The sequence below is a fragment of the Aeromicrobium sp. UBA7512 genome, assembly GCF_002476985.1.
GTDB lineage: Bacteria > Actinomycetota > Actinomycetes > Propionibacteriales > Nocardioidaceae > Aeromicrobium > Aeromicrobium phoceense.
The window spans coordinates 701,218-726,050 of record NZ_DLNK01000007.1; the positions used below are offsets into that span (position 1 = coordinate 701,218).

The 24,833-nt window shown below is 71.1% G+C and carries 24 protein-coding genes; 13 read left to right on the top strand and 11 right to left on the bottom strand.

Annotated elements, in window-relative coordinates:
• Window positions 1–136 precede the first annotated feature (136 nt).
• The 4 genes from purL to B2363_RS14265 all read left to right on the top strand — a co-directional run bounded on the left by purL (window position 137) and on the right by B2363_RS14265 (window position 5,981).
• A complete protein-coding gene (purL, locus tag B2363_RS14250; RefSeq protein WP_286930983.1) occupies window positions 137–3,988 on the top strand; it encodes a phosphoribosylformylglycinamidine synthase in 3,852 nt (1,283 codons plus the stop codon).
• A gap of 57 nt (window positions 3,989–4,045) precedes the next feature.
• Window positions 4,046–4,261, top strand: a complete 216-nt coding sequence (locus B2363_RS14255; RefSeq protein WP_286930984.1) for a hypothetical protein — start codon at window positions 4,046–4,048, stop codon at window positions 4,259–4,261.
• 79 nt (window positions 4,262–4,340) lie between these two features.
• Window positions 4,341–4,958 (top strand): DUF47 domain-containing protein, encoded by a 618-nt coding sequence (locus B2363_RS14260; protein ID WP_181753167.1) that lies wholly within the window; start codon window positions 4,341–4,343, stop codon window positions 4,956–4,958.
• Window positions 4,959–5,981, top strand: a complete 1,023-nt coding sequence (locus B2363_RS14265) for an inorganic phosphate transporter (RefSeq protein WP_286930986.1) — start codon at window positions 4,959–4,961, stop codon at window positions 5,979–5,981. It abuts the gene before it with no gap.
• Between the two features lie 181 nt (window positions 5,982–6,162).
• On the opposite strand, the gene pstB is transcribed toward B2363_RS14265, so the two are convergent.
• The 7 genes from pstB to B2363_RS14300 form a co-directional block, all read right to left on the bottom strand.
• On the bottom strand, window positions 6,163–6,942 hold the full coding sequence (gene pstB / locus B2363_RS14270) for a phosphate ABC transporter ATP-binding protein PstB (protein ID WP_078699403.1): 780 nt from the start codon (window positions 6,940–6,942) through the stop codon (window positions 6,163–6,165).
• Between the two features lie 20 nt (window positions 6,943–6,962).
• Window positions 6,963–8,030, bottom strand: coding sequence for a phosphate ABC transporter permease PstA (gene pstA, locus B2363_RS14275; protein WP_181753165.1), 1,068 nt, complete (start codon window positions 8,028–8,030; stop codon window positions 6,963–6,965).
• Between the two features lies 1 nt (window position 8,031).
• Entirely contained in the window at window positions 8,032–8,964 is a 933-nt protein-coding gene (gene pstC, locus B2363_RS14280; protein WP_181753163.1) for a phosphate ABC transporter permease subunit PstC, read from the bottom strand.
• A 76-nt stretch (window positions 8,965–9,040) separates the two neighbouring features.
• Complete coding sequence (gene pstS, locus B2363_RS14285; RefSeq protein WP_286930989.1) at window positions 9,041–10,132, bottom strand: phosphate ABC transporter substrate-binding protein PstS; 1,092 nt, start codon at window positions 10,130–10,132, stop codon at window positions 9,041–9,043.
• Window positions 10,133–10,279: 147 nt separating this feature from the next.
• Window positions 10,280–11,152, bottom strand: coding sequence for an NUDIX hydrolase (locus B2363_RS14290; RefSeq protein ID WP_286930991.1), 873 nt, complete (start codon window positions 11,150–11,152; stop codon window positions 10,280–10,282).
• Window positions 11,153–11,169: 17 nt separating this feature from the next.
• Window positions 11,170–13,302 carry an RNA degradosome polyphosphate kinase gene (locus B2363_RS14295; protein WP_286930993.1) on the bottom strand — a complete coding sequence of 711 codons (2,133 nt, stop codon included), beginning with the start codon at window positions 13,300–13,302 and terminating at the stop codon, window positions 11,170–11,172.
• Between the two features lie 39 nt (window positions 13,303–13,341).
• Window positions 13,342–13,530 carry a hypothetical protein gene (locus B2363_RS14300; protein WP_286930995.1) on the bottom strand — a complete coding sequence of 63 codons (189 nt, stop codon included), beginning with the start codon at window positions 13,528–13,530 and terminating at the stop codon, window positions 13,342–13,344.
• Window positions 13,531–13,661: 131 nt separating this feature from the next.
• Here B2363_RS14300 and B2363_RS14305 point away from each other — a divergent pair, with 131 nt between their 5' ends.
• Window positions 13,662–14,693 (top strand): alpha/beta hydrolase, encoded by a 1,032-nt coding sequence (locus B2363_RS14305; protein ID WP_286930997.1) that lies wholly within the window; start codon window positions 13,662–13,664, stop codon window positions 14,691–14,693.
• 1 nt (window position 14,694) lies between these two features.
• Here the strand turns inward: B2363_RS14305 and mshD are convergent, their stop codons facing one another.
• Window positions 14,695–15,489 carry a mycothiol synthase gene (gene mshD / locus B2363_RS14310; RefSeq protein WP_286930998.1) on the bottom strand — a complete coding sequence of 265 codons (795 nt, stop codon included), beginning with the start codon at window positions 15,487–15,489 and terminating at the stop codon, window positions 14,695–14,697.
• On the bottom strand, window positions 15,486–16,913 hold the full coding sequence (locus B2363_RS14315; protein ID WP_286930999.1) for a carboxyl transferase domain-containing protein: 1,428 nt from the start codon (window positions 16,911–16,913) through the stop codon (window positions 15,486–15,488). Before B2363_RS14315 ends, mshD begins: the two co-directional genes overlap by 4 nt.
• 73 nt (window positions 16,914–16,986) lie before the next feature.
• Here B2363_RS14315 and B2363_RS14320 point away from each other — a divergent pair, with 73 nt between their 5' ends.
• On the top strand, window positions 16,987–18,039 hold the full coding sequence (locus B2363_RS14320) for a mannose-1-phosphate guanylyltransferase (protein ID WP_286931001.1): 1,053 nt from the start codon (window positions 16,987–16,989) through the stop codon (window positions 18,037–18,039).
• 3 nt (window positions 18,040–18,042) lie between these two features.
• On the opposite strand, the gene manA is transcribed toward B2363_RS14320, so the two are convergent.
• The gene (gene manA / locus B2363_RS14325) at window positions 18,043–19,254 is read right to left on the bottom strand and encodes a mannose-6-phosphate isomerase, class I (RefSeq protein WP_241732804.1); all 1,212 of its coding nucleotides are present in this window, start codon (window positions 19,252–19,254) and stop codon (window positions 18,043–18,045) included.
• A gap of 24 nt (window positions 19,255–19,278) precedes the next feature.
• Here manA and B2363_RS14330 point away from each other — a divergent pair, with 24 nt between their 5' ends.
• Window positions 19,279–20,037, top strand: a complete 759-nt coding sequence (locus B2363_RS14330; protein ID WP_286931002.1) for an HAD-IIB family hydrolase — start codon at window positions 19,279–19,281, stop codon at window positions 20,035–20,037.
• A gap of 27 nt (window positions 20,038–20,064) precedes the next feature.
• Here the strand turns inward: B2363_RS14330 and B2363_RS14335 are convergent, their stop codons facing one another.
• Window positions 20,065–20,820 (bottom strand): winged helix-turn-helix transcriptional regulator, encoded by a 756-nt coding sequence (locus B2363_RS14335; RefSeq protein WP_181753144.1) that lies wholly within the window; start codon window positions 20,818–20,820, stop codon window positions 20,065–20,067.
• Window positions 20,821–20,991: 171 nt separating this feature from the next.
• Here B2363_RS14335 and B2363_RS14340 point away from each other — a divergent pair, with 171 nt between their 5' ends.
• The 6 genes from B2363_RS14340 (at window position 20,992) to B2363_RS14365 (ending at window position 24,756) form a co-directional block, all read left to right on the top strand.
• Window positions 20,992–21,411: a TlpA family protein disulfide reductase gene (locus B2363_RS14340; protein ID WP_286931003.1), complete on the top strand. Its 420-nt coding sequence runs from the start codon at window positions 20,992–20,994 to the stop codon at window positions 21,409–21,411.
• 209 nt (window positions 21,412–21,620) lie between these two features.
• A complete protein-coding gene (locus tag B2363_RS14345) occupies window positions 21,621–22,061 on the top strand; it encodes a DUF4395 domain-containing protein (protein WP_286931004.1) in 441 nt (146 codons plus the stop codon).
• A 52-nt stretch (window positions 22,062–22,113) separates the two neighbouring features.
• Entirely contained in the window at window positions 22,114–22,962 is an 849-nt protein-coding gene (locus B2363_RS14350) for a sulfurtransferase (RefSeq protein ID WP_286931005.1), read from the top strand.
• A gap of 2 nt (window positions 22,963–22,964) precedes the next feature.
• Window positions 22,965–23,261, top strand: a complete 297-nt coding sequence (locus B2363_RS14355; RefSeq protein WP_154595992.1) for a DUF1416 domain-containing protein — start codon at window positions 22,965–22,967, stop codon at window positions 23,259–23,261.
• A gap of 212 nt (window positions 23,262–23,473) precedes the next feature.
• Complete coding sequence (locus B2363_RS14360) at window positions 23,474–24,010, top strand: TasA family protein (RefSeq protein WP_181753136.1); 537 nt, start codon at window positions 23,474–23,476, stop codon at window positions 24,008–24,010.
• Between the two features lie 107 nt (window positions 24,011–24,117).
• Entirely contained in the window at window positions 24,118–24,756 is a 639-nt protein-coding gene (locus B2363_RS14365) for a signal peptidase I (protein ID WP_286931006.1), read from the top strand.
• Window positions 24,757–24,833: the final 77 nt, after the last annotated feature.

Below are 24,833 nucleotides of genomic sequence, written 5' to 3' on the forward strand. Positions count from 1 at the left end.
CCCGCCACTCGCGACCCCGGAATGCGCCACTCGACGACCGCGGAGGTGCCCACCGCGGCGCCGTGCGGTCCCGGGTGCGGTCCCAGGGCTGATCCGCCCGGAAGACCGGGCCGGACGGGTCGTTAGGCTGGGGCGCGTGTCGCGCGACGTCGAACTCACCGTGGTCGAGGGCGGCAACGCCCTCTCGGCCTTCCGCTCCCGAGCCCTGCTGGCCCGCCTCCAGGAGGTGGCGCCCGGGCTGACCGACGTCCGTGCGCGGCACGTGCACTGGGTCGCCAGCGAACGACCCCTCGATGCCGCCACGACCGACACGGTGACCCGGATCCTCGACTACGGTGACCCGGCCCAGGACGGACCCGACGGCGCGCTCGTCGTGGTCGGGCCCCGGCTCGGCACGATCTCGCCGTGGTCGAGCAAGGCCACCGACATCGTCCACAACTGCGGGCTCGACGTGCGGCGGGTCGAGCGGGTCACCGAGTACACCCTCGTCGGCGCCGAGCCCACCCCCGAGCAGCTGGCCGCCTGCGCCGACGTGCTGCACGACCGCATGACCGAGGCCGCGCTCTACTCCCGTGAAGCGGCCGCCGACCTCTTCGACGAGCGCGAGGCCGAGCCGATGCAGCGGATCGACGTCCTCGGCGGTGGCCGCGAGGCGCTCGTCGCGGCCGACACCGAGTTCGGCCTGGCGCTGTCCCCGGACGAGATCGACTACCTCGTCAACGCCTTTACGGACCTGGACCGCAACCCCACCGACGTCGAGCTGATGATGTTCGCCCAGGCGAACTCCGAGCACTGCCGCCACAAGATCTTCAACGCCGACTTCGTGGTCGACGGCGAGCCGCAGGACCGGTCGCTGTTCGCGATGATCCGGCACACCGAGGCGATCGCGGGCCACGGCACCGTCGTGGCCTACAAGGACAACGCCTCGATCATGGAGGGCGGCCCGGCCACGCGCTGGCTGCCCGAGGCGGCCGACGGCCCCAGCCGCTACGCCCCCCGCGACGGCGAGGTGCACGTGCTGATGAAGGTCGAGACGCACAACCACCCCACGGCGATCTCGCCCTTCCCGGGCGCCGCCACCGGCGCCGGTGGCGAGATCCGCGACGAGGGCGCCACGGGCCGCGGCTCGCAGCCCAAGGCCGGCCTGACGGGCTTCGTCGTGTCGAACCTCCACCTGCCCGGCACCGACGAGCCGTGGGAGACCGAGCAGTACGGCCGCCCGGCCCACATCGCCAGCCCGCTGGACATCATGACCGAGGGCCCGATCGGCGCCGCGGCGTTCAACAACGAGTTCGGGCGTCCGGGCCTCGGTGGCTTCTTCCGCGTCTACGAGCAGACCGTCGACGGCGTCCGGCGCGGCTACCACAAGCCGATCATGAGCGCGGGCGGCCTGGGCTCGATCAGCGCTGAGATGACCGAGAAGATCCCCTTCCCCGCCGGCAGCCTGCTGGTGCAGCTGGGCGGTCCCGGCATGCGCATCGGCATGGGCGGCAGTGCGGCCTCGTCGCAGGCGGCCGGCGCCAACGCCGCCGAGCTCGACTTCGACTCGGTGCAGCGCGGCAACCCCGAGATCGAACGGCGCGCGCAGGAGGTCATCAACCACTGCTGGTCCCTCGGCGAGGAGAACCCGATCCTGTCGATCCACGACGTGGGAGCGGGCGGACTCTCGAACGCGTTCCCCGAGCTCGTCGACGACGCCGGGGTCGGTGCCACGTTCGAGCTGGGTGCGGTGCCGCTCGAGGAGAGCGGCCTGGCGCCCAAGGAGGCGTGGTGCAACGAGAGCCAGGAGCGCTACGTCCTGGCGATCGCGCCGGAGTCGCTGGAGCGGTTCGCCGCGCTGGCCGACCGCGAGCGCTGCCCGTTCGCCGTCGTGGGCGTGGCCCGTGACGACGCGCAGCTCGTGCTCGAGCCGGTCGACCCCGCCGACGAGACGCCGATCGACATGCCGCTGGAGGTCCTGCTCGGCAAGCCGCCGAAGATGACCCGCGACGCCACCCGCGTGGCCCGGTCGACGAGCGAGCTCGACCTCGCGGACGTCGACGTGGCCGAGGTGGCCCACGACGTCCTGCGTCACCCCTCGGTGGCTTCGAAGCGCTTCCTCGTCACGATCGGCGACCGCACGGTTGGGGGCCTCACCCACCGCGACCAGATGGTCGGTCCGTGGCAGGTGCCGGTGGCCGACGTCGCCGTGACGCTCTCGGACCACGTGGGATTCGCCGGTCAGGCGATGGCCAGCGGCGAGCGCACGCCGTTGGCCGCGGTCGACGGCCCGGCCTCCGGCCGGATGGCCGTGGGCGAGGCGATCACGAACCTGCTGGCCGCGCCGATCCACCTGCCGGGCGTCAAGCTCTCGTGCAACTGGATGGCTGCGTGCGGAGAGGACGGCGAGGACGCCGCCCTCTACGACACCGTGCACGCCGTCGCGATGGAGCTGTGCCCGGCCCTGGGGATCTCGGTCCCGGTGGGCAAGGACTCGCTGTCGATGCGCACGCGCTGGACCGAGGAGGACGGCACCGAGAAGCAGGTGACCGCGCCGGTGTCTCTCGTCGTCACGGCGTTCGCGTCGCTGCCCGACGTGCGCGGCACGGCCACTCCCGAGCTGCCCGCCGGAGCGGCGCTGCTGCTGGCCGACCTCGGTGCCGGCCGCAACCGCCTCGGCGGCTCGATGCTGGCCCAGGTGCGCGGGGAGTTCGGTGGCACGGTGCCCGACCTCGACGACCCGGCGCGCCTCGTCGCCCTGGTCGACGGCGTCAACGCGCTGCGCGACGCCGGCCTGCTGCTGGGGTACCACGATCGCTCCGACGGCGGCCTGTGGGCCGCGGTGTGCGAGATGGCGTTCGCCGGGGGTGTGGGCGTCGACCTCGACGTCGACGACCTGGCCGCCCTGTTCACCGAGGAGCTCGGCACCGTCCTGGCCGTGCCCGCCGAGCAGGCCGACGACGCCCTGGCGCTGCTGCGGCAGCACGGCCTGGCCGACCTTGTGCACCGTGTGGGAGCGTCCACGCCGGTCCGTCACGTCCGGGTGCCCGCCCTCGGGCTCGACGAGCCGCTCGAGGGCCTGGCCCAGACGTGGGACGAGGTCTCGTGGCGGATCTCGCGCCTGCGCGACAACCCCGAGTGCGCCGACGCCGAGCATGCCGCGATCGGCGCCGCCGTCCCGACGCTCACGGTGGAGCCCACCTTCGACCCCACCGACGACGTCGCCGCGCCGTACCTCGTGGGTCGCCGGCCGAAGGTGGCGATCCTGCGCGAGCAGGGCGTCAACTCCCACGTCGAGACCGCCTTCGGCTTCGACCGCGCCGGCTTCGACACGTACGACGTGCACATGACCGACCTGCAGTCGGGCCGCTTCGACCTCGCCGACGTGGTGGGCCTGGCGGCCTGCGGCGGGTTCTCCTATGGCGACACGCTGGGCGCCGGGGAGGGTTGGGCGCGATCGGTGCTGTTCAACCCCGCGCTCACCGACGCGTTCGCCGGGTTCTTCTCCCGCCCCGACACGTTCGGCATCGGCATCTGCAACGGCTGCCAGATGTTCGCCTCGCTGGCCGACATCATCCCGGGCGCCGAGGCATGGCCGCGGTTCACGCGCAACGCCTCGGAGCAGTACGAGGCGCGCCTGTCCCTCGTCGAGGTGCTCGACTCACCCTCGGTCTTCTTCTCCGGCATGGCCGGCTCGAAGGTGCCGATCGCGGTGGCCCACGGTGAGGGCTTCGCGAACTTCTCGGTGCGCGGCGACGCGGCCACCGTGCAGCGGACGGCGCGCTTCGTGGACGTGAGCGGTCAGGTGGCCACGGACTATCCGGCGAACCCCAACGGCTCACCCGACGGCCTCACCGCCGTCACGACGACCGACGGCCGGTTCACCGCGATGATGCCGCACGCCGAGCGCGTGCAGCGCAACGCGCAGCTGTCGTGGACCTCGGCCGACCCGTCGGTGGAGAGCCCGTGGCTGCGGATGTTCCGCAACGCCCGGGTCTGGGTCGGCTGACAAGACCCGCAGCGGCCATCGGCGTCTAGTCACAACGGACGGTTTTCGCTTCCGGGCTTGGGTGAGGGGCCCCTCACCCGCGTACTCTCGGTATGTGGCCCTGTACCCCCCGGCGAACGCACGAGCGAGCCGCTCGACGATCGGCTGCGCGACGATGCCGCGCTGGCCGAGATCGAGCTGACCTCTCGGCTGATGATCGCCGCCTCGGGAGCCGCCGAGCCACTCTCCCAGGAGGAGATCGACGGACTCCTGGGCATCGCCCCCGACGCCTGAACGGCCTCGGTTGGCGGCTGCGCTCGCCCAACACCTACCATGGGCAGAGTCTGCCCGCCCCATGCCGAGGAGTACCCGCGTGCGTTTTCGCATCCGACCGGTCGAGGCTTCGTTCTACGACCTCTTCACCGAGATGGCCAACCACCTGGTCATCGGGTCGGGCATCGTCGCCCGGCTGCTGGACCCCGAGGCGGACAAGGCTGCTCTCGCCGACCAGATGAGCGACGCCGAGCACGCGGCCGACGACACGACCCACGCGATCATCAAGCTGGTGAACAGCACGTTCATCACGCCGTTCGACCGTGAGGACATCTACGCGCTGGCCAGCAGCCTCGACGACGTCATGGACTACATGGAGGAGGTCGTTGACTGCGCGGCCCTCTACGGCATCACCGAGTTCCCCGAGGACTTCGCCGCCCAGGTGCAGGTGCTGCAGCGCGCGTCGAACCTCACCGCCGAGGCCATGCCGCGGCTGCGCACGATGAAGGACCTCGACGACTTCTGGATCGAGATCAACCGCCTCGAGAACGAGGGCGACCGCAACCACCGCCGCCTGCTCGCCGACCTGTTCGACGGCAACTACAAGGCGATGCAGGTGCTGAAGCTCAAGGACATCGTCGAGGCCGTCGAGTCGGCCATCGACGCGCTGGAGTCGGTGGCGAACACCGTCGAGCAGATCGCCGTCAAGGAGTCCTGAGTGGACTTGGTGATGGTCATGGTGGTCACGGTCGTCGTGATCGCCCTCGTCTTCGACTACACGAACGGCTTCCACGACGCCGCCAACGCCATCGCCACCTCGGTGTCGACGCGTGCCCTCACGCCTCGCGTCGCCCTCGCGATGGCCGCGATCCTGAACTTCGTGGGCGCGTGGCTGGGCGTCGAGGTCGCCAAGACCATCCAGGGCATCATCGACATCGACGGAGCCACCGGATCCAGTGCGGCCGACCGGGCCCACGCGCTGACGATCGTGCTGGCGGCCCTCGTCGGCGCGATCACCTGGAACCTCATCACGTGGTACTTCGGCATCCCGTCGTCGTCGTCGCACGCCCTGATCGGCGGCATCGTCGGCGCCGGCATCGCCTCGGCCACCACGGTCGAGTGGAGCACGCTCGTCGACAAGGTCGCGATCCCGATGGTGCTGAGCCCGGCGTTGGGCTTCTTCCTCGCGTTCGGGTTGATGACTGCCATCATGTGGATCTTCCGCCGCGCCAAGCCGGCCCGCGTGCAGCGCGGCTTCCGTGCGTCGCAGACCGTCTCGGCGGCCGCTATGGCGCTGGGCCACGGCCTGCAGGACGCGCAGAAGACGATGGGCATCATCGTCTTGGCGCTCACGGCCGGCGGCCTGCACACCACCGACGACGTCCCTCTGTGGGTCATCGTCGCCTCCGCCAGCGCGATCGCGGCTGGCACGTACTCCGGCGGCTTCCGGATCATGCGCACCCTCGGGCGCCGCATCATCGAGCTCGATCCGCCGAAGGGCTTCGCCGCCGAGGCCACCGCGGCCAGCGTCCTCTACGTCATGGCGATCGGCCTGCACGCGCCGGTCTCGACCACCCACACGATCACCTCGGCGATCATGGGCGCCGGCGCCACGAAGCGCTTCAGCGCCGTGCGCTGGGGTGTCGCGAAGGGCATCGTCATCGCGTGGATCATCACGATGCCGGCGGCCGCCGCCGTCGCCGCGGCCTTCTACTTCGTCGCCCGCCCGTTCCTGCCCTGAGTGGTCACGGCCGGTGATCGAGTGCCGGCGAGCTTGCGAGACGGTGTACCGAGATCAGGTGGCTGAGGAGATCCCGTGGCTGGGGCGGCCCGTCCGCCGACCGGGTCTCGATACGGTCGGCCGCTGAGCGGCCTCCCTGCTCGACCTGGGTTCGCACCTCGCTCGCAGAGCGAGCTCGGGCTCACCCGAACCGGCCCTGGATGTAGGCCTCGGTGGCCGGGTCCTCGGGGTTGGCGAACATCTTCTCGGTGGGACCGAGCTCCACGAGGCGTCCGGGCTGACCCACGCCGGCGAGGTTGAAGAACGCCGTCTGGTCCGAGACGCGCGCGGCCTGCTGCATGTTGTGGGTGACGATCACGATCGTGTAGTCGTTCTTGAGCTCGTGGATCAGGTCCTCGATGACGCTCGTCGAGATCGGGTCGAGCGCCGAGCACGGCTCGTCCATCAGCAGCACCTCGGGCTCCACGGCCACGGCGCGCGCGATGCACAGACGCTGCTGCTGCCCGCCGGACAGGCTCGAGCCGGGACGCTCGAGGCGGTCCTTGACCTCGGCCCACAGGCCAGCGCGGCGCAGCGAGCGCTCCACCACGTCGTCGGCCTCGGACTTCTTCATGCGCTTGCTGTTGAGGCGCTGGCCCGCGAGGACGTTCTCGGCGATCGACATCGTCGGGAACGGGTTGGGGCGCTGGAAGACCATGCCGATCTTGCGGCGAACGTTCACCGGGTCCATGTCGGAGGCGTAGAGATCCTGGCCGTCGACCAGCACCTTGCCCTCGACGCGGGCGCCGCGGATCACCTCGTGCATGCGGTTCAGCGACCGCAGGAACGTGGACTTGCCGCAGCCCGACGGGCCGATGAAGGCCGTCACGGCGCGGGCGGGGACGGCGATGTTCACGCCTTCGACGGCGAGGAAGTCGCCGTAGTAGATGTTCAGGTCCGAGACGTCGATGCTCTTGGCCATGGGGGTTTCCTTCCGGGAGGTCAGCGCTCGCCCTGGGGCGAGAAGAAGTGGGAGACGAGGCGGGCGACGAGGTTCAGCAGCATCACGATGAGCAGCAGCACGAGTGCCGCGCCCCAGGCCCGCTCGATGCTCGGCTCCGGCGGGACGCCGGGCTGCATGATGGAGGAGTAGGTGAAGACCGGCAGGGTCGCCATGCGGCCGTCGAACAGGTTGAAGTTCACCGAGTCGGTGGCTCCGGCGATCACCAGCAGGGGAGCGGTCTCGCCGATGACGCGGGCGATCGCCAGGGTGATGCCGGTGACGATGCCGGCCAGCGCGGTGGGCAGCACGACCTTCACGATGGTGCGCCACTTCGGCACCCCGAGCGCGTAGGAGGCCTCGCGCAGCTCGTTCGGGACGAGCTTGAGCATCTCCTCGCAGGAGCGCACCACGACCGGGACCATCAGCACCGAGAGCGCCACGGCGCCGCCGATGCCCATCCGGACGCCGTCGCCGAAGAACACCACGAACAGCGCGTAGGCGAACAGGCCGGCGACGATCGAGGGGATGCCGGTCATGACGTCCACCAGGAACCGGATCGAGCTCGAGAGCCGGCCGTCCTCGCCGTACTCGATCAGGTAGATCGCGGTGAACAGGCCGATCGGGACCGAGATGACGGTGGCGGCCGCCGTGATCAGCAGGGTGCCGACGATCGCGTGGTAGATGCCGCCGCCCTCGCCCACGACGTTGCGCATCGAGTAGGTGAAGAACTCGCTGCTCAGGACGGGCAGGCCACGCTCGAGAACGCTCCACATGATGCTGCCGAGCGGGATCAGCGCCAGCCCGAACGCGGAGGTGACCAGCAGGGTCACGAGCCGGTCGGTGGCCTTGCGGCGGCCCTCGACGAGCCACGACCAGATCGGGACGATCCACGCGAGGGCGTAGCCGACGAAGGCCAGGCGCAGGTCCACGAGGCCGAAGATGCCCGCGAGGACCAGCAGGAGCGCGGCAGCGTGAATCACCCGGGGTGCCGCGGTCGGCAGCGCGTGCGTGCGCAGCGAGTCGGCGAGGTCGCCGGACGGCGGGGCGGGGGAGAGAGTCGTGGTCATGTCAGTTCGCTCCGGAGAATTCCTTGTTGCGCTCGACGATGGCGCGGGCGGCGAAGTTCACGGCGAAGGTGATGACGAACAGCACCAGTCCGGTGGCGATCAGCACGTTCACGTTCAGGCCGCTGGCCTCGGGGAACGACTGCGCGATGTTCGCCGCGATCGTGTTGGGGTTGCTCGAGCTGATGACGTTGAAGCTGACGACGCCCGAGGCGCTCAGCACCATGGCGACGGCCATGGTCTCGCCCAGGGCCCGGCCCAGGGCGAGCATCGCCGCCGACACCATGCCGGAGCGGGCGTACGGGAAGACGGCCATCTTCGTCATCTCCCAGCGGGTGGCGCCGAGCGCCAGGGCGGCCTCCTCGTGCAGGCGCGGCGTCTGCAGGAAGATCTCGCGGCAGATCGCGGTCATGATCGGCAGCACCATGATCGCGAGCACGAGGGCGGCGGTCAGCAGCGTGCGCCCGGTGGCCGAGGCCGGCCCGGCGAACAGCGGGATGAAGCCGAGGTTCTCCTCGAGCCACACGTACAGCGGCTGGATCGCCGACGAGAGCGTGATGATCCCCCACGTGCCGTAGACGACGCTCGGCACGGCGGCGAGCAGGTCGATGAGGTAGCCGATCGGCTGCGCCAGGCGGCGCGGCGCGTAGTGCGAGATGAACAGCGCGACGCCGATGGCGACCGGCGTGGCGATCAGCAGCGCGATGAACGCGGCCCACAGCGTGCCGAAGACCAGCGGACCGACGTACTGCAGGAACGACTCGCCGCTCTTGACCTCGTCGGGCGACGCGGTGATGCCGGGGATCCCCTCGGCGGTCAGGAAGATGCCGACGCCGGCGAGCGTCGCCAGGATGACGACGGCCGCGCCCAGCGAGATGCCGCGGAAGACGCGATCTCCCGGGCGGGTCGCCGTGCGCGGTTCGGTGGAGGTGCTCACATGGTGTCCTTGATGGAGTTCGTCTGGTGCCCATGACCCGGGCGAGGGGTCAGCCCCCTCGCCCGGACCGAAGGCATCAGCTGATGGTGTCGATCGCGGCCTGCGCCTTGGCGGAGAAGTCCTCCGACAGGGGCGCGGAGCCGGCGGCCTCGGCGGAGGCGTCCTGGCCCTCGCTGCCGGCGACGTAGGTCAGCCACTCCTTGACGAGCTCGGCCTCGGCGGCGTCCTCGTACTTCTGGCAGGCGATCTGGTACGAGACCAGGACGATCGGGTAGACACCCGCGGCCTCGGTCTTGCGGTCGATCTCCAGGGCCAGGTCGGTCTCGGCGCGACCCTCCACCTGCGTGGCGGCGTCGAGGACCTTGGCGGCGGCCTCGGGGGTCGGCGCGACGAACTCCTCGCCGACCTTGACTGCGACGGTGCTCAGCTCGCCGGCCTGGCTGGCGTCGGCGTAGCCGATCGTGCCCTGGCCGCCGGAGACGGCCTGGATCACGCCGGAGGTCTGCTGGGCAGCCTCGCCACCCTTGACCGGCCACTCCTCGACCTCACCGTGCGTCCACGAGCCACCCGAGGCGGCGTCGAGGTAGGCGGTGAAGTTCTCGGTGGTGCCCGAGGCGTCGCCGCGGTGGACGGGCGTGATCGTGGAGTCGGGCAGCTCGGCGTCCGGGTTGTCCTCGGCGATCGCGTCGTCGTTCCACTTCGTGACGTCGCCGGCGAAGATCGCGCCGATGGTCTCCGGCGAGAGCTGGAGGCCGTCGACACCGTCGAGGTTGTAGACGACGGCGACGGGGCTGACGTAGACCGGCACGGTCACGACGTCGGAGCCGCAGCGCTCCTTCGCGGAGGTGACCTCCGCGTCGTCGAGGTAGGCGTCGGAGCCGGCGAACGAGACGCCACCGGCGATGAACTGCTCACGACCGCCGCCGGAGCCGATGGCGTCGTAGTTGACCGTGACATCGGCGTTGGCGGTCTGGAAGCCCTGCTTCCAGGCGTCGACTGCCGACTGCTGCGAGCTGGCGCCGGCGCCGTTGAGCGTGCCGCTGAGCGAGCTGTCGGAGGAATCGTCCGCGTTGGCGGACTCGTTGGCGGCACCACAGGCCGACAGGCCGAACAGCAGCGCGGAACCCGCCGCGGTGGCGGCCAGGGTGCGCATGGACTTGCGGTTCACGTGTGTTCCCTCTCTGGAGCGTGTGTGAGGCGACTGCCTCGAACACCGCCACGCTAGGAACCGCAGGTGTAGGGAACCCGCGACGAGGGTGAACGGAAGGTGAACCCTGGCGGAAGGCTGGGAGATCGATGCCGGGAATCCGGGGAATCAGACCAGCTCGGAGGCCAGCACCTTGCCCTTGCGGTGGTGGATCACCAGGGCGTGGCCGGGGGCGAGCACGGGTCCGCTGACGCCGAGCGCGGCGTAGACGTCGCGCAGCGTGGGCCGGTGCGTGCAGGCCACGGTGGGCCGCTTGGTGCCCAGCAGGGCCTCGACGGCCCGCTCGACCTTGGCCGGGGACGCGCCCTCCACGAGTCGGTCGTCGAGCTCGAGCAGCTCGTCGGTGGCGGCGACGTAGGGGTCCACCGTCTGCACCGTGCGGGTGGCCGGGCTGCTGACGATGCGCCGCACGCCGAAGGCACTGAGCAGCGGCACGAGCTCCTTCGCGCGGTCGTGACCTGCCGCGGCGAGGGGGCGGTCGCGGTCGCCACCGTCGAACGCGTCGCGGGGGACCGCCTTGGCGTGGCGCAGGACCACGAGCGTGCGCGCCTTGTGCGACTTCCTCGCCACGAGGTCCTCGAAGGACTCCAGCAGCCGGCGGTCGTGCTCGTAGGTGAGCTTCTTGCGGGCCGCGCGGGGCGCGAACCACCTCACGTCGTCGACCTCGCGGTTGGGGCGGAAGTCGCTCTGGTCGTCCAGCGGGCGGGCGACCCAGTAGGCGACCTGCTTGAGGCCGCCGCGGACGCGGTAGGTCACCTCAGGCAGGGGATGGATCAGCCGGACGCGGTAGCCGGTCTCCTCGAGGATCTCGCGGACGGCCGTGACGGGCAGCGGCTCCTCCGGGTCGGCCTTGCCCTTGGGGAAGGTCCAGTCGTCGTATCCCGGCCGGTGCACGAGCAGCACCTCGATGCCGCCGGACCCGCTCGGACCGGCCTTGCGCCAGACGATGCCGCCCGCGGCGGGGATGACCTTGCTCGCCATGGTGACAGTGTGCGCTCTCAGGCCCGTGACCGGCGAGAGCGTGCCCGCTCGATGAGGAGCTCCTGGACGTTCGCGCCGACGACGCGGGTCCATGCCCCGTCCGGGCCGAGGTGCCACGCGAGGGTCTCGTCCGACACCATCGTCTCCAGCAGGCCGGCCAGCTGGTCGACGTGGGCCTGCGACGGCACCCGCACGAGCACCTCGACGCGGCGGTCGAGGTTGCGGTGCATGAGGTCGGACGAGCCGATCCACACCTCGCGGTCGTCGCCCACGCCGAAGACGAACACGCGGCTGTGCTCCAGGAAGCGCCCCAGGACGCTGCGCACGCGGATGCGCTCGGACAGGCCCGGCACGCCGGGGCGCAGGGCGCAGATCCCGCGGATGATGAGATCGACGCCGACGCCGGCGCGGGACGCCTCGTAGAGCTTGTCGATGATCGCCTCGTCGACGAGGGAGTTGAGCTTGAACGCGATGTGCGCGGGCTTGCCCTCGCGGTGCCGCCGGATCTCGCGGTCGATGCGGTCGACCAGGCCCGACCGCAGCTCGCGCGGGGCGACGAGCAGGGAGTCGTAGTCGCTGGTCATCGCGAAGCCGGAGAGGCTGTTGAACAGCTCGGTGAGGTCGTGGGTGATCTCGCGGTTCGAGGTCAGCAGGCCGAAGTCCTCGTAGTGGCGGGCGGTCTTGGGGTTGTAATTGCCGGTGCCGATGTGGGCGTAGCGGCGCAGCCCGTCGGGCTCGTCGCGGATCACCAGGGCGAGCTTGCAGTGCGTCTTGAGGCCGACGAGCCCGTAGACGACGTGGCAGCCGGCGCGCTCCAGCTTGCGGGCCCAGCGGATGTTGGCCTGCTCGTCGAACCGCGCCTTGATCTCCACGAGCACCAGCACCTGCTTGCCCGAGCGGGCGGCGTCGACCAGCGAGTCGATGATCGGGGAGTCGCCCGAGGTGCGGTAGAGCGTCTGCTTGATCGCCAGCACGTGCGGGTCGGCGGCGGCCTGCTCGATGAACCGCTGCACGCTCGTGGCGAACGAGTCGTAGGGGTGGTGCACCAGCACGTCGCGCTTGCGCAGCGCGCTGAACATGTCGGCCGGGCTCGAGGTCTCCACCTCGGCGAGGTGCTCGTGCGTGCCCGGCACGAACGGCGGGAACTTCAGGTCGGGACGGTCGTTGTCGGCGATCTCGTTGAGGCTGCGCAGGTCGAGCGGGCCGCTCAGACGGAAGACCTCCTCGTCCGAGACGCCCAGCTCGCTGACGAGCAGCTCCAGGACGGCGTCGGACATGTTCTCGTCGACCTCGAGCCGCACCGGCGGGCCGAAGCGACGGCGCAGCAGCTCCTTCTCGAGCGCCTTCAGCAGGTTCTCCGCGTCGTCCTCCTCGACCTCCAGGTCCTCGTTGCGCGTGACGCGGAACGTGTGGTGGTCGATGATCTCCATGCCCGGGAACAGGCTGTCGAGGTTGGCGGCGATGACGTCCTCGAGGGCGACGTAGCGGCCGTCGGAGGCCTTGGTCCACCGCTGGATCACCGGGGGGACCTTGACCCTCGCGAAGTGCTCCTTGCCGGTGCGGGGGTTGCGCATCACGAGCGCGATGTTGAGCGACAGGCCCGAGATGTAGGGGAACGGGTGGGCCGGGTCGACCGCCAGCGGCGTCAGCACCGGGAAGACACGGTGGTGGTAGAACTCCGTGATCCGGGCGCGCTCCTCGTCGGTGAGCTCGTGCCAGCGCAGCAGGTGGATCTGCTCCTCGGCGAGCGCCGGCATGATCGAGTCGTGCAGCAGGCGCGCCTGGCGCTCCATCAGCACCCGGCTGGCCTGGAGGCTGGACGACAGGACGTCGCGGGGGTTCAGCCCGCTCGCGGAGGGGACGGCCACGCCGGCGGCGATGCGTCGCTTGAGGCCGGCGATCCGGACCATGAAGAACTCGTCGAGGTTGCTGCCGAAGATCGCCAGGAAGCGCGTGCGCTCCAGCAGCGGGAGGGAGTCGAGCTCGGCCAGCTCCAGCACGCGTGCGTTGAACGCGATCCACGACAGCTCGCGGTCGAGGAAGCGGTCGTCGGGCAGCCCGCCGTCGTGCGCGTCGTAGGGCGGATCGACGTCGAACTCGTCAGGGGAGGACGCGAGCGGCTCGGGGACCGTCAGGTCGGTGGTCTCCATGGGCTCACGATGACACGGGAAGGTGACGGGACGGTGAACTCAGCCGAGCGCCTGGACCATGAGGTAGGCGCCGCCGGCGATCGCGGCCCACAGCGGGACCGACAGCAGGACGAGGAAGAGCATGGAGCGGCGGAAGCCGGGGCGGGCCACCGGAGTCTCGCCCGAGGGCGCGGCCAGGCTGGGCTGCGGGTCCTTCTGGTCGACCTTGAGTGCTTTGGCAGTGCCCATCGACTTGTCCTCTCGTCGCCTACGAGACGTGGTGTCGTCCCCTTCATGATGCGCCATGTCCCAAGAAAAAGCGCGTCAATGGTCGGATCGGCGTGACTGACGTGACGGATGGGGCTGCTACGTTCGCCCCCATGAGCGTCTCAGGACGGGCCCGAAGGGCCGCTGTCGCCGCCGTCGGCGCGGCTCCCAGGCCGCTGAAGCGGGTCGCCTTCGGACGGCCGGTCCGGCACGGCGACCAGGTGCTGCACCCCGACATGCAGGCCCTGCTGGCGCTCCTGCGACTCGAGAATCCCGACCCCGCCGCCACCCCGATCAGCCGTCAGCGACGCGACCTGGTCCGCGCCGATCGGCTGCTCGGCGGCGCCCAGCCCATCGGCGCCGTCACCGAGCGCCAGATCGCCGGTCCGGCGGGCCCGCTCCGGCTCCGGTTCTACACGCCGCGGGACCTGCGTGGGCCCTCGCCCGCGCTGGTGTGGTTCCACGGCGGCGGGTTCACCCTCGGCGACCTGGACAGCCACGACGCGGTGTGCCGCTACCTGGCGGAGCAGGCGATGGTGCGCGTCGTCGCGGTGGACTACCGGCTCGCTCCCGAGCACCCGTTCCCCGCAGCCGTGGACGACTGCCTCGCGGCGTGGAGCTGGGTCTGCGAGAACGCGTCGGGCCTGGCGCTCGACCCCGACCGGATCGCGGTCGGCGGTGACAGCGCCGGGGGCAACCTGGCCACCGTCGTGGCCCAGGAGATGGTCCGCTCCGGCGGGCCGGTGCCGCGCTTCCAGCTGCTGGTCTACCCGGTCACGGACTTCACCACGATCACGCGCAGCCGGCGCGAGTTCGGCCACGGGTACTTCCTCACCGAGGACCTCATGGACGAGTTCTCCGGTGCGTACCTCGCCCGCGGCGAGGACCGCTCGGACCCACGGATCTCCCCGATCCGGGGCGACCTGCACGAGCTGCCGCCCGCGCACGTCGTCACCGCGGCCTTCGACCCGCTGCGCGACGAGGGCGAGGCCTACGCCGAGGCGCTGCGCGAGGCCGGGGTCCCAGTGACCGCCCAGCGTGAGGAAGGGCTGATCCACGGCTTCGCGACCATGGTCGGGTTCGGTACCGCCGCGCCGGCCGCCGTGCGCAGGATCGCCGCCGAGCTGCAGCGCGGCCTGGTCTGACTCAGTCCTGCGTGGCGTAGAGGGCGTCGCGGGCCTTCTCGGTGAACCCGAGGCGCCGGTACACCGCCAGCGCCGGGTCGTTGTCCCCCTCGACGTACAGGTCGATCGCCGCCACGTCCTGCGACCACAGGTGGCGCAGCCCGACGGCCGTGAGGGCGGTGCCCAGCCCGCCGCCGTGGGCGGACGGATCGACGCCCACCACGTAGACCTCGCCGACGCCGTCCTCGACCTTGGTCCAGTGGAATCCGACCACCGCGCCGTCGCGCTCGGCGACGAACAGGCCGGTGGGGTCGAACCACGCCTGGGCGCGGCGCCGGTCGAAGTCGACGCGGTCCATCGCCCCCTGCTCCGGGTGGTGCGCGAACGCGCGGGCGTTCACCGCGACGACGGCGTCGGCGTCGGCCTCCTCGAAGGGCCGGATCGAGAGACCCGCGGGCAGGCGCGGCTCCTCGACCTCGCGGTCGGAGGTGGTCAGAACGAGCAGCGTGCGCACGGCGTGCAGCCCGGCCGCCGCGGCGAGGGCCTGGGCGCCCGGCAGGTCACCATGGGCCCAGAACCGGGTCTCGCCGCGGGCGACCAGGTCGTCGACGAGCGCGCGGCCGCGGCCCTGGCGGCGGTAGCGCGGGTGGACGACGAACTCGACGGGGGCGTCGCCGACCGCGACGGCACCCACGACTTCGTCGTACCGATCCAGGCGCAGGGCAGTGCCATCGCGCAGCGCGATCGTGGTGGCCTCGTTGAAGGGGGCGACGCCGTCGGCCTCGAGGGCGGCCTCGGCCAGGTCGAGGAGCGTCATGCCTGCCCCCTCAGCTCACGCAGGTGATGGGCCACCTCGGCCGCCATCGCCCGGGCGAAGGACTCGGGGTCGTCGTCGTCCGGCTCGGGCACGAGGTGGTGCACCGCGCCGGACTCGTGGAGGTCGAAGGCGCTGATGCGCTGCTCGGCGGACAGCTGGGCGGCGTGGTCGACGTCGCCGAACACGATGGCGCTCGCACCCTCGGGCGGCAGCGGCGACAGCCACGAGTTCTCGGCCGCGATCGTGCGCGAGGCCGGCAGCAGCGCCAGCGCGCCGCCGCCGCAGCCCTGGCCCAGCAGCACCGAGACGGAGGGGACGCGCATCGTCGACATCGAGCTGATGCAGCGGGCGATCTCGCCCGCGATGGCACCCTGCTCGGCATCGGGGGACAGCTCGGCCCCCGGGGTGTCGATGAACGACACGAGCGGCAGGCCGAGCTCGTTCGCGAGCTTCATGCCGCGCCGCGCCTCACGCAGGGCCGCGGGGCCCATCGGCTTGATCCGGCTCTGGGTCGTGCGGTCCTGGCCGATCACGACGCAGGGCTCGCCGTCGATCCGGGCCAGCGCGACGATCATCGCGGCGTCGCGCTCGCCGCGCTCGGTGCCCTGCAGGCGGATGATCTCGTCGCAGCCCCAGCGCAGCACCTCACGGACGCCGGGGCGGTCGGGGGTGCGAGTGAGCAGCACCGAGTCCCACGTCTCGTGGCGGCGCTCCGTCGCGCCCGGACGCCGGGCCCGGGTGGACTCCCTCGGCGGGTCGATGAGGATCGACAGGGCCGTGTCCACCATGAACGGCAGCTCCTCGGGCATCACGACGGCGTCGATGATCCCGCGGTTCGCGAGGTTGTCCGAGGTCTGGATGCCGGGCGGGAAGGGGGCGCCGTTGAGCAGCTCGTAGACCTTCGGGCCGAGGAAGCCGATGAGGGCCCCGGGCTCGGCGATCGTGATGTGGCCGAGCGAGCCCCACGAGGCGAAGACGCCGCCGGTGGTGGGGTGGCGCAGGTAGATGAGGTAGGGCAGGCCGGCCGCCTTGTGGTCCATCAGCGCGCGGGAGATGTCGACCATGCGGACGAACGCGGGCGTGCCCTCCTGCATGCGCGTGCCGCCCGAGGCCGTGGTTGCCAGCACGGGGATCCCCTCGGCGGTGGCGCGTCGCACGGCGCGCACGATGCGCTCGGCCGCCACCTGCCCGATCGATCCGGCGAGGAACTTGAACTCGTTCACCAGGACGGCCACCGGCCGGCCTCGCATGAGGGCGCGACCGGTGATGATCGACTCGTCGGTGCCCGCGCGCTCGGCCGCGGCCAGCAGGTCGGTGCGGTAGGGCTCGGGGTGCACGGTGTGGTCGACCGGCTCGTCCCACGACTCCCAGGATCCGGGGTCGAGGACGAGGTCGATCAGTTCACGGGCGGTGAGGCGGGACACGGCACCCAGTATGGCTGGCCCGCGCGCTGTCGACCCGTTACGCCGTCCCTCGTGGACCACTACAGTGACCGCCGTGTCCACGTTCCACGCCATCATCCCGGCCGGCGGCGCCGGAACCCGCCTGTGGCCGCTGTCGCGGAAGGCCCGGCCGAAGTTCCTGCTCGATCTCGAGGGCACCGGCCGCACGCTGATCCAGCAGACCTGGGACCGGATGCTGCCGCTCGCGTCAGTCGAGCACATCCACGTGGTCTCCGGCGCCGCGCACGGCAGCGCGATCGCCGCGCAGCTGCCCGAGCTGGTGAACCTGCTGCTCGAGCCGTCGCCGCGCGAGTCGATGCCGGCGATCGGCCTCGCCGCCGCGATCATCGAGCGCGCCGACCCCGACGCCGTCGTGGGCTCGTTCGCCGCCGACCACCGCATCCCCGACCCCGACCGCTTCCCCGACGCCGTGCGCGAGGCGATCGCCGTGGCCGAGCAGGGTCACATCGTCACGATCGGGATCGAGCCCACCGAGCCGTCCACCGCGTTCGGCTACATCGCGTCGGGCGACCCGCTCGAGGGGTTCGGATCGGCCCGGGCGGTGCGCAGCTTCGTGGAGAAGCCCGACGAGGCGACCGCGCGCGGCTACCTGGCCTCGGGCGACCACGTGTGGAACGCCGGGATGTTCGTGGCCCGCGCGTCGGTCCTGCTCGACTCGCTCGCGCGCTTCCGGCCCGAGCTCGCCGCCGGCCTCCGGGCGGTCGCGGCCGCGTGGGGCACCCCGGCCTTCGTGGCCGAGCTCGGTCGCACCTGGCCGACGCTGGAGAAGATCGCCATCGACCACGCCGTCGCCGAGCCGGTGGCCGCGGAGGGTGGCATGGCGGTCGTCCCGGCCACCTTCGGGTGGGACGACCTAGGCGACTTCGCCTCGATCGCGCCGCTCGGCTCGTCCCCCGACGTGCTCTGGGTGGACGCCGACGGCGTGGCCCGCGGGCAGGAGGGCGTGCAGATCGCCGTGCTCGGCCTGCGCAACGTGGCCGTCGTGCAGACCGACGACGCCGTGCTGGTGCTCGACCTCGCCCAGTCGCAGCGGGTCAAGGAGATCGTGGCGCAGCTGCCCGGGCTCGACCGCGCCGACCTGCTCTGATCCTCAGGGGATCGCGCGCACGGGCCGGTGGCCCACCAGGTCCTTGAGCTCGGAGTCGGGCGTGCCGGGACCGGGCAGGTAGATCTGGGCGATCTCGCCCGTGCCCACGAGGGTGAGGTCGCCGTCCTCGGCGTCGGTGTAGACCGTCTCGCCGCGGCTCAGCGGGACCTTCTCGCCGCGCGAGTTCAGCAGCTGCACGGCACCGCCGATGCACATGACGATCGAGTGCGCGGCGGCGATGATCGAGACGCCGTCGGGGTCGGCGGGGGACACCTGGGTGACCGCGAGCGCGAACTCCTCGACCTCCGGGTGGTAGACCTCCGTGGAGAACGAGGGGTACCCCGGCTCGACCCGAGCGACGCGGGCCATGCCGGCCTCGAGGCAGCGGATGAGCCCCTCGGGGTCGAGCGCCTTGCGGGTGAGTCCGGCGCGCATGACGTTGTCGGAGTTGACCATGGCCTCCAGGCACAGGCCCGACAGGTGCGCGTGGATGACGCCCGTGCCCAGGAACATCGCCTCGCCCGGCTGGAGCGTGAAGCGGTTGAGCAGCAGCGAGACCACGATGCCCACGTCGTCGGGATGGTGCCGGGCGATCATCGCCGCGGTGCTGTAGGCGCGCTTGATGTCGACGCCGTCGTGCACGAGCGCCTTGCACTGGATGACGACCTGGGCGATCTCGGCCGGCGGCGGGGGCGCGATCAGCAGGTTCTCCAGGACGCGGACGATGCCCTTGAAGCCCGTCTTCGCGCGCAGGGTGGCGGACGCGGCGTTGATCGTGGGGGTGTCGAGCTGGGAGAAGACGCGCAGGATCTCGGCGGTGGGGCGGAAGCCCACGAGGGTGTCGAAGGTGCTGAGCGCGTAGACCATCTCGGGCTTGTGGTTCGGGTCCTTGAACACGCGCTGCGGCGAGTCCAGCGGCACGCCGGCCGCCTCCTCGCGCGCGAATCCCTCCCTGGCCTCGGCCTGGCCGGGGTGCACCTGGATCGACAGCGGCTGCTCGGCCGCGAGGATCTTCAGCATGAAGGGGATCTCGCCGGCCACGTCGGACAGCGGGCGCAGGCCCTCGGGCGTCTCGACCTGCGAGGGGGCCAGGGGATGGGTGCCCAGCCACATCTCGGCGACCGGTTCCCCCGATCCCGTGCGCCCCAGGAATCGAGGAATGTCACTCGTGGAGCCCCAGTCGTACGCCTGGGTCATGTTGTGCAGACGGCGCATGTACTCAACAGTAGACTCCCTCGCGTGTCCGGACCCCGACTCGTCGCCTTCGATCTCGACGACACGCTCGCCCCGTCGAAGTGCGCGATCCCCGAGGCCATCGGCGACCAGCTCGTCCGGCTCGCCGAACGCGTCGAGGTCGCGATCATCTCCGGTGGCCAGCTGGAGCAGTTCCGCAAGCAGGTCGTGGAGCAGCTGCCGCCCGCTCCGGCCGAGGTCCTGGAGCGGATCCACCTGCTGCCCACGTGCGGCACCCAGTACTACCGGCTGCGCGGCGACGAGATCGTCACGGTCTACGCGCACGCCCTGACCGAGGACGAGCGCGATCGCGCGCTCGCCGCGGTCGAGCAGGAGGCGAAGCGCCTCGGCCTGTGGGAGTCGCAGACCTGGGGCGACATCCTGGAGGACCGCGGCTCGCAGATCACCTTCTCCGCGCTCGGCCAAAGGGCGCCGATCGAGGCGAAGATGGCGTGGGACCCCGACGGGAGGAAGAAGGGCGCGCTGCGCGACGCCGTCGCCGCCGTGCTGCCCGATCTCGAGGTGCGCTCGGGCGGCTCCACCTCGGTCGACATCACCCACCGCGGGATCGACAAGGCCTACGGGATGAAGCAACTGGCGGACGCCACCGGCATCAGCCTCGACGACATGCTGTTCGTCGGCGACCGGCTCGACCCCGAGGGCAACGACTACCCGGTGCTGGCGCTCGGCGTCCCGTGCCACGCGGTCGAGGGCTGGCCGGACACGGTGGAGTACCTCGACGAGCTCATCCCCACGCTGGGCTGAGCCACGCTCACTCGCCGGGGGCGCGGATCAGGCGCGGCCCGCGACCTGACGGCGCGCGGACTCCTGGCGCTCGGCGGCGCGCTCGGCCGCGACCTCGCCGGACTCGCGGCGTGAGACGAACCGGTAGCCCACGTTGCGGACGGTGCCGATGAGCGTCTCGTTCTCGGGGCCCAGCTTGGCGCGCAGGCGGCGGACGTGGACGTCGACGGTGCGGGTGCCGCCGAAGTAGTCGTAGCCCCACACCTCCTGCAGCAGCTGCTGACGGGTGAACACGCGGCCCGGGTGCTGGGCCAGGAACTTGAGGAGCTCGAACTCCTTGAACGTCAGGTCCAGGACCCGGCCGTCGAGCTTGGCGGTGTACGTGACGTCGTCGACGACGAGGCCGCTGGCACTGATGATGTGGCTGTCGTCCTCGGACTTGTCGCCGTCGGCGGCGACGCGGCCCATGGCCAGGCGCAGGCGGGCCTCCAGCTCGGCCGGGCCGGCGGTGGTGAGGATGACGTCGTCCATGCCCCAGTCGGCGGCGGCGACGGTGAGTCCGCCCTCGGTGAGGATGAGGACGAGCGGGCACTCGATGCCGGTCGTGCGGATCACGCGGGTGAGGCTGCGGACCTGCGCCAGGTCGTGGCGGCCGTCGACCAGGACGGCGTCGCACGGGGGCGCGTCGATGAGGGCGCTGGCCTCCGCGGGCAGGATCTTGACGTGGTGGGGGAGCAGCGCGAGTGAGGGCAGGACCTCGACCGAGGACTGCGAGCTCTTGGTCAGCAGCAACAGGTGGGACACGTGGTTGGCCTCCTATACACGTCGAGGCCCCGACGAACGCACCGTGTTCATCGAAGCCTCATTGCCTCGTCGACCATACTTCATGTCACGGGGCTGTGACGAGCGGCGCTCCATCAGTGAGAACCACGTCACACCGATGTCACACGCGGAACGAACCGAGGAGGAGAGCCGGTGGACGGAGTCGAGGTGCTCCTGGTGGCCGTCGTCGTGGCGGTCGTGCTGGCCGCCGCGATGCGGTGGAAGAACGGCCGGTTCGCCGGATCGGCGGGCGACGAGGAGGACGGGCGGCTGAGCCCGCACGACCTCGGTGTGCCGCTGGGGGAGCGGGCCACGCTGGTCCAGTTCTCCAGCGCCTTCTGCGCCCCGTGCCGTGCCACCCGGCAGGTCCTGGGTCAGGTGACCGCCCTCGTCCCGGGCGTCTCCGCGGTGGAGATCGACGCCGAGTCCGAGCTCGATCTCGTCCGGCGGGTGGGCGTGCTGCGGACGCCCACGGTGCTGGTGCTCGACGCGTCGGGCCGCATCGTGGAACGCGCGTCGGGGGCCCCGACGCGCGACCAGGTGCTGGTGGCGTTGGACCGCGCTCTCGCCTGAGTCGTCTCACTTGACGGACGCCAGTCTCGCTGAATGAGATTCAACGGAGGTCGGGTGTGCCCTACCGCCTACTGTGGGCGCATGTTCACGACACACCTCACCCGACGCCGCGCAGTGGACAACTGCCGCACGCGTTCGGCGCTGTGTCGTCTGCGCTGACACCTCCGCCCGTACGTTCGTCAGCCCTCACTCCTGTTCGGAGAACCTCCATGCCTCACGACACCTCAGTCGTCGATCCGCGCGCGCTCCGCTTCACGGCCGCGATCACCGCCGCCGTCCTGGCGCTGGTGCTCGTGCTGCCGTCGCCGTGGCGCGAGGTGCTGCTGGCCGTCCAGGTCGGCGTCTTCGCCCTCGGTGTGTTCGTGTCGCTGTCGGCGTCGCCGTGGGCGTGGCTGTTCCGCACCGCCGTCCGGCCGCGGATCGGGGCTCCTGCCCGGACCGAGGACTCCCGCCCCCCGCGCTTCGCGCAGGCGGTCGGCCTGGCCTTCACCCTGATCGGCCTCGTCGCCCTCGCGACCGGCCTGACCACCGTCGGACTCGTCGCCGTGGGCTTCGCCCTCGTCGCCGCCCTGCTCAACGCCACCACGGGCTTCTGCCTGGGCTGCGAGCTCTACCTGACCACCCGCCGCCTCGCCAGGCCACTGGCATGAGCGCCTGAACCACACGTCGCAACCACCACTCCGCAGAGGAAAAGGAACCACCATGAGCCGCGAGACCGCACTCGTCACCGCCGACTGGGTCGAGGAACACCTGAACGACGAGAACGTCGTCCTCATCGAGGTCGACGAGGACGTCGAGGCCTACGACAAGGGCCACATCCCCGGCGCCATCAAGCTGGACTGGAAGAAGGACCTGCAGGACGGGGTCCGCCACGACTTCATCAGCAAGGACCGCCTCGAGGCCCTGCTGAGCGAGAAGGGCGTGTCGAACGACGACACGGTCGTCTTCTACGGCGGCAACAACAACTGGTTCGCGGCCTACGCGTACTGGTACCTCAAGTACTACGGCCACACCGACCTGCGCCTGCTCGACGGCGGCCGCAAGAAATGGGAGCTCGACAGCCGTGAGCTGACCGACGAGACCCCCGCCCGCGCGGCCACCACCTACACGGCGCAGGAGCCCAATGAGGACATCCGCGCCTACCGCGAGGAGGTCGTCGAGGCCATCGGCACCAAGAACCTCATCGACGTGCGCAGCCCCGACGAGTTCGCCGGTCGCCTGCTCGCCCCGGCGCACCTGCCCCAGGAGGCCGCGCAGATCGGTGGCCACATCCCCACCGCCGGCAACGTGCCGTGGAGCAAGGCCGCGAACGATGACGGCACGTTCCGCAAGGACGAGGAGCTCTCGGCGCTGTACGCAGGCGCCGGCCTCGACGAGGGCAAGGACACCATCGCGTACTGCCGCATCGGCGAGCGCAGCTCGCACACGTGGTTCGTGCTGAGCGAGATCCTCGGCTACCCCAACGTCAAGAACTACGACGGCTCGTGGAGCGAGTACGGCTCGCTGCGCGGCGTGCCGGTCGCCCTCGGCGACGAGCCCGGAAAGGCCTGACCATGTGTGGAGCGATCAAGGGCGGACCGAGCCTCGAGGGCGTCGACGTGACGAACCAGGCCGTGATCCAGGGAGTCGTGCTGCGCGACGAGCAGCCGGTGGGCAACGCCTACGTGCGCCTGCTCGACCGCAACGGTGAGTTCACCGCCGAGGTGCCGACGTCGGCGACCGGCCAGTTCCGGTTCTTCGCCGCGCCCGGCACCTGGACGCTGCGCACGCTGGCGCCGCGAGCGGAGGTGGTCGACTCGCAGGTGGTCGCCGCCAAGGGCTCGGTCGCGGACGTGGCCGTCGCCATCTGACCCAGCAGCACCGAAGGGCCCCGGGAGTGATCTCCCGGGGCCCTTCGTCATGCGTGTGGACCTGGTGGCGCAGCGGTGGACAAACGGTGCCGAAGTGGGGACCGGCGGTGGATTCCACGTGGACATCGTGTGGATCTGGCCTCCGTAGCGTTCTTCTTGTCAACCCAGCCAGACCGCAGAGTGCGGCCGGCACCCGAACACAGGAGAAGCACATGCGCACCAGCCGTTCCACCAAGGTCCTCGTCCCCCTCGCCACGCTGCTGGCCGCCGGCGTCATCGCCGTGGGCTCGGGCGCGACCTTCAGCTCGACCACGGGCAACACCATCAGCGCCGCCACCTCCGGCACGCTGACGCAGAGCAACTCCAAGGCCGGCCAGGCGGTCTTCAACCTCGACAACCTCAAGCCGGGCGACGTCCTCAACGGCTCGCTCAAGCTGACCAACACCGGCACGCTGCCCGCGAACTTCTCGCTGACCGAGGTGGCCTCCACCAACGGCTTCGACGGTGAGAACCTCAAGCTCGTCATCAAGAACACGACGAAGAACACGACCGTCTACTCGGGCACCTTCGGCGGCCTGGCCGACGGCACCAAGAACACGCTCGGCACGTGGGCCGCCGGCGAGGCGAACGACTACACCTTCACGGTCACCCTCGACCAGGCCGCGTCCAACACGCAGCAGGGCAAGGCCGCGACCGCCACGTACACCTGGGACGCCGTCCAGCTGGACGGGACCACCACGAACCAGTGACGCCCCGCTCCGGGGAACTGGGTTGACGGCAGGGCGTCGTTCGGGCGCCCTGCCACCCAGCCCGGAGCACACCGACCCACCAGTACCGACCGACGAAGGAGACCCCGATGAAGCACCTCACGCGAGCAGCCCGCCTCCTCGGCCGTGGCGTCACCACGCTGCTCCTCCTCGTCGTCACCGTCGCCAGCGTGGCCTACATCACCCCCAGCCTCTTCGGCTTCGAGCGCTACGTGATCACCGGCGGCTCGATGTCCGGCACGTTCGAGAAGGGCTCGATCGCCTTCGAGCGCCCCGTGCCCGTGGCCGACCTCGCCGTCGGCGACGTCATCACCTACCTCCCCCCGGCCGACAGCGGCGTCTCGACGCTCGTCACGCACCGCATCACGCAGATCGAGCCCGGCGAGAGCGGCGCCCGCCTCTTCACGACCCAGGGCGACGCCAACCCCGACCCAGACCCGTGGGAGTTCAGCCTCCTCTCGGGCACCCAGCCGGTCGTGGAGCAGACCGTCCCGTACGTCGGGTACGCCTTCATGGCCCTGGCCGACCGCGAGACCCGCATGCTCGTCATCGGCGTGCCGGCCGGACTCATCGCCCTGATCGCCCTGGTCGATCTCGGCCGCGCCCTGCGTCGCCCCGAGGACGACGACGCGCCCGCGCCGCTGACGCCCACCGCCGGCGCCCCGGCGAAGAAGGCCGGCGCCCGGGCCATCCCCGTGGCCGTCGCCGGCCGCCACGCGCTCACCTGAGCCGTCCCCCGCGTCCACTGCGAAGTGTGGAACTCCCGAGGATCTCGTGTGGATCGCCCGTGGAGCGCTGCTCCGTA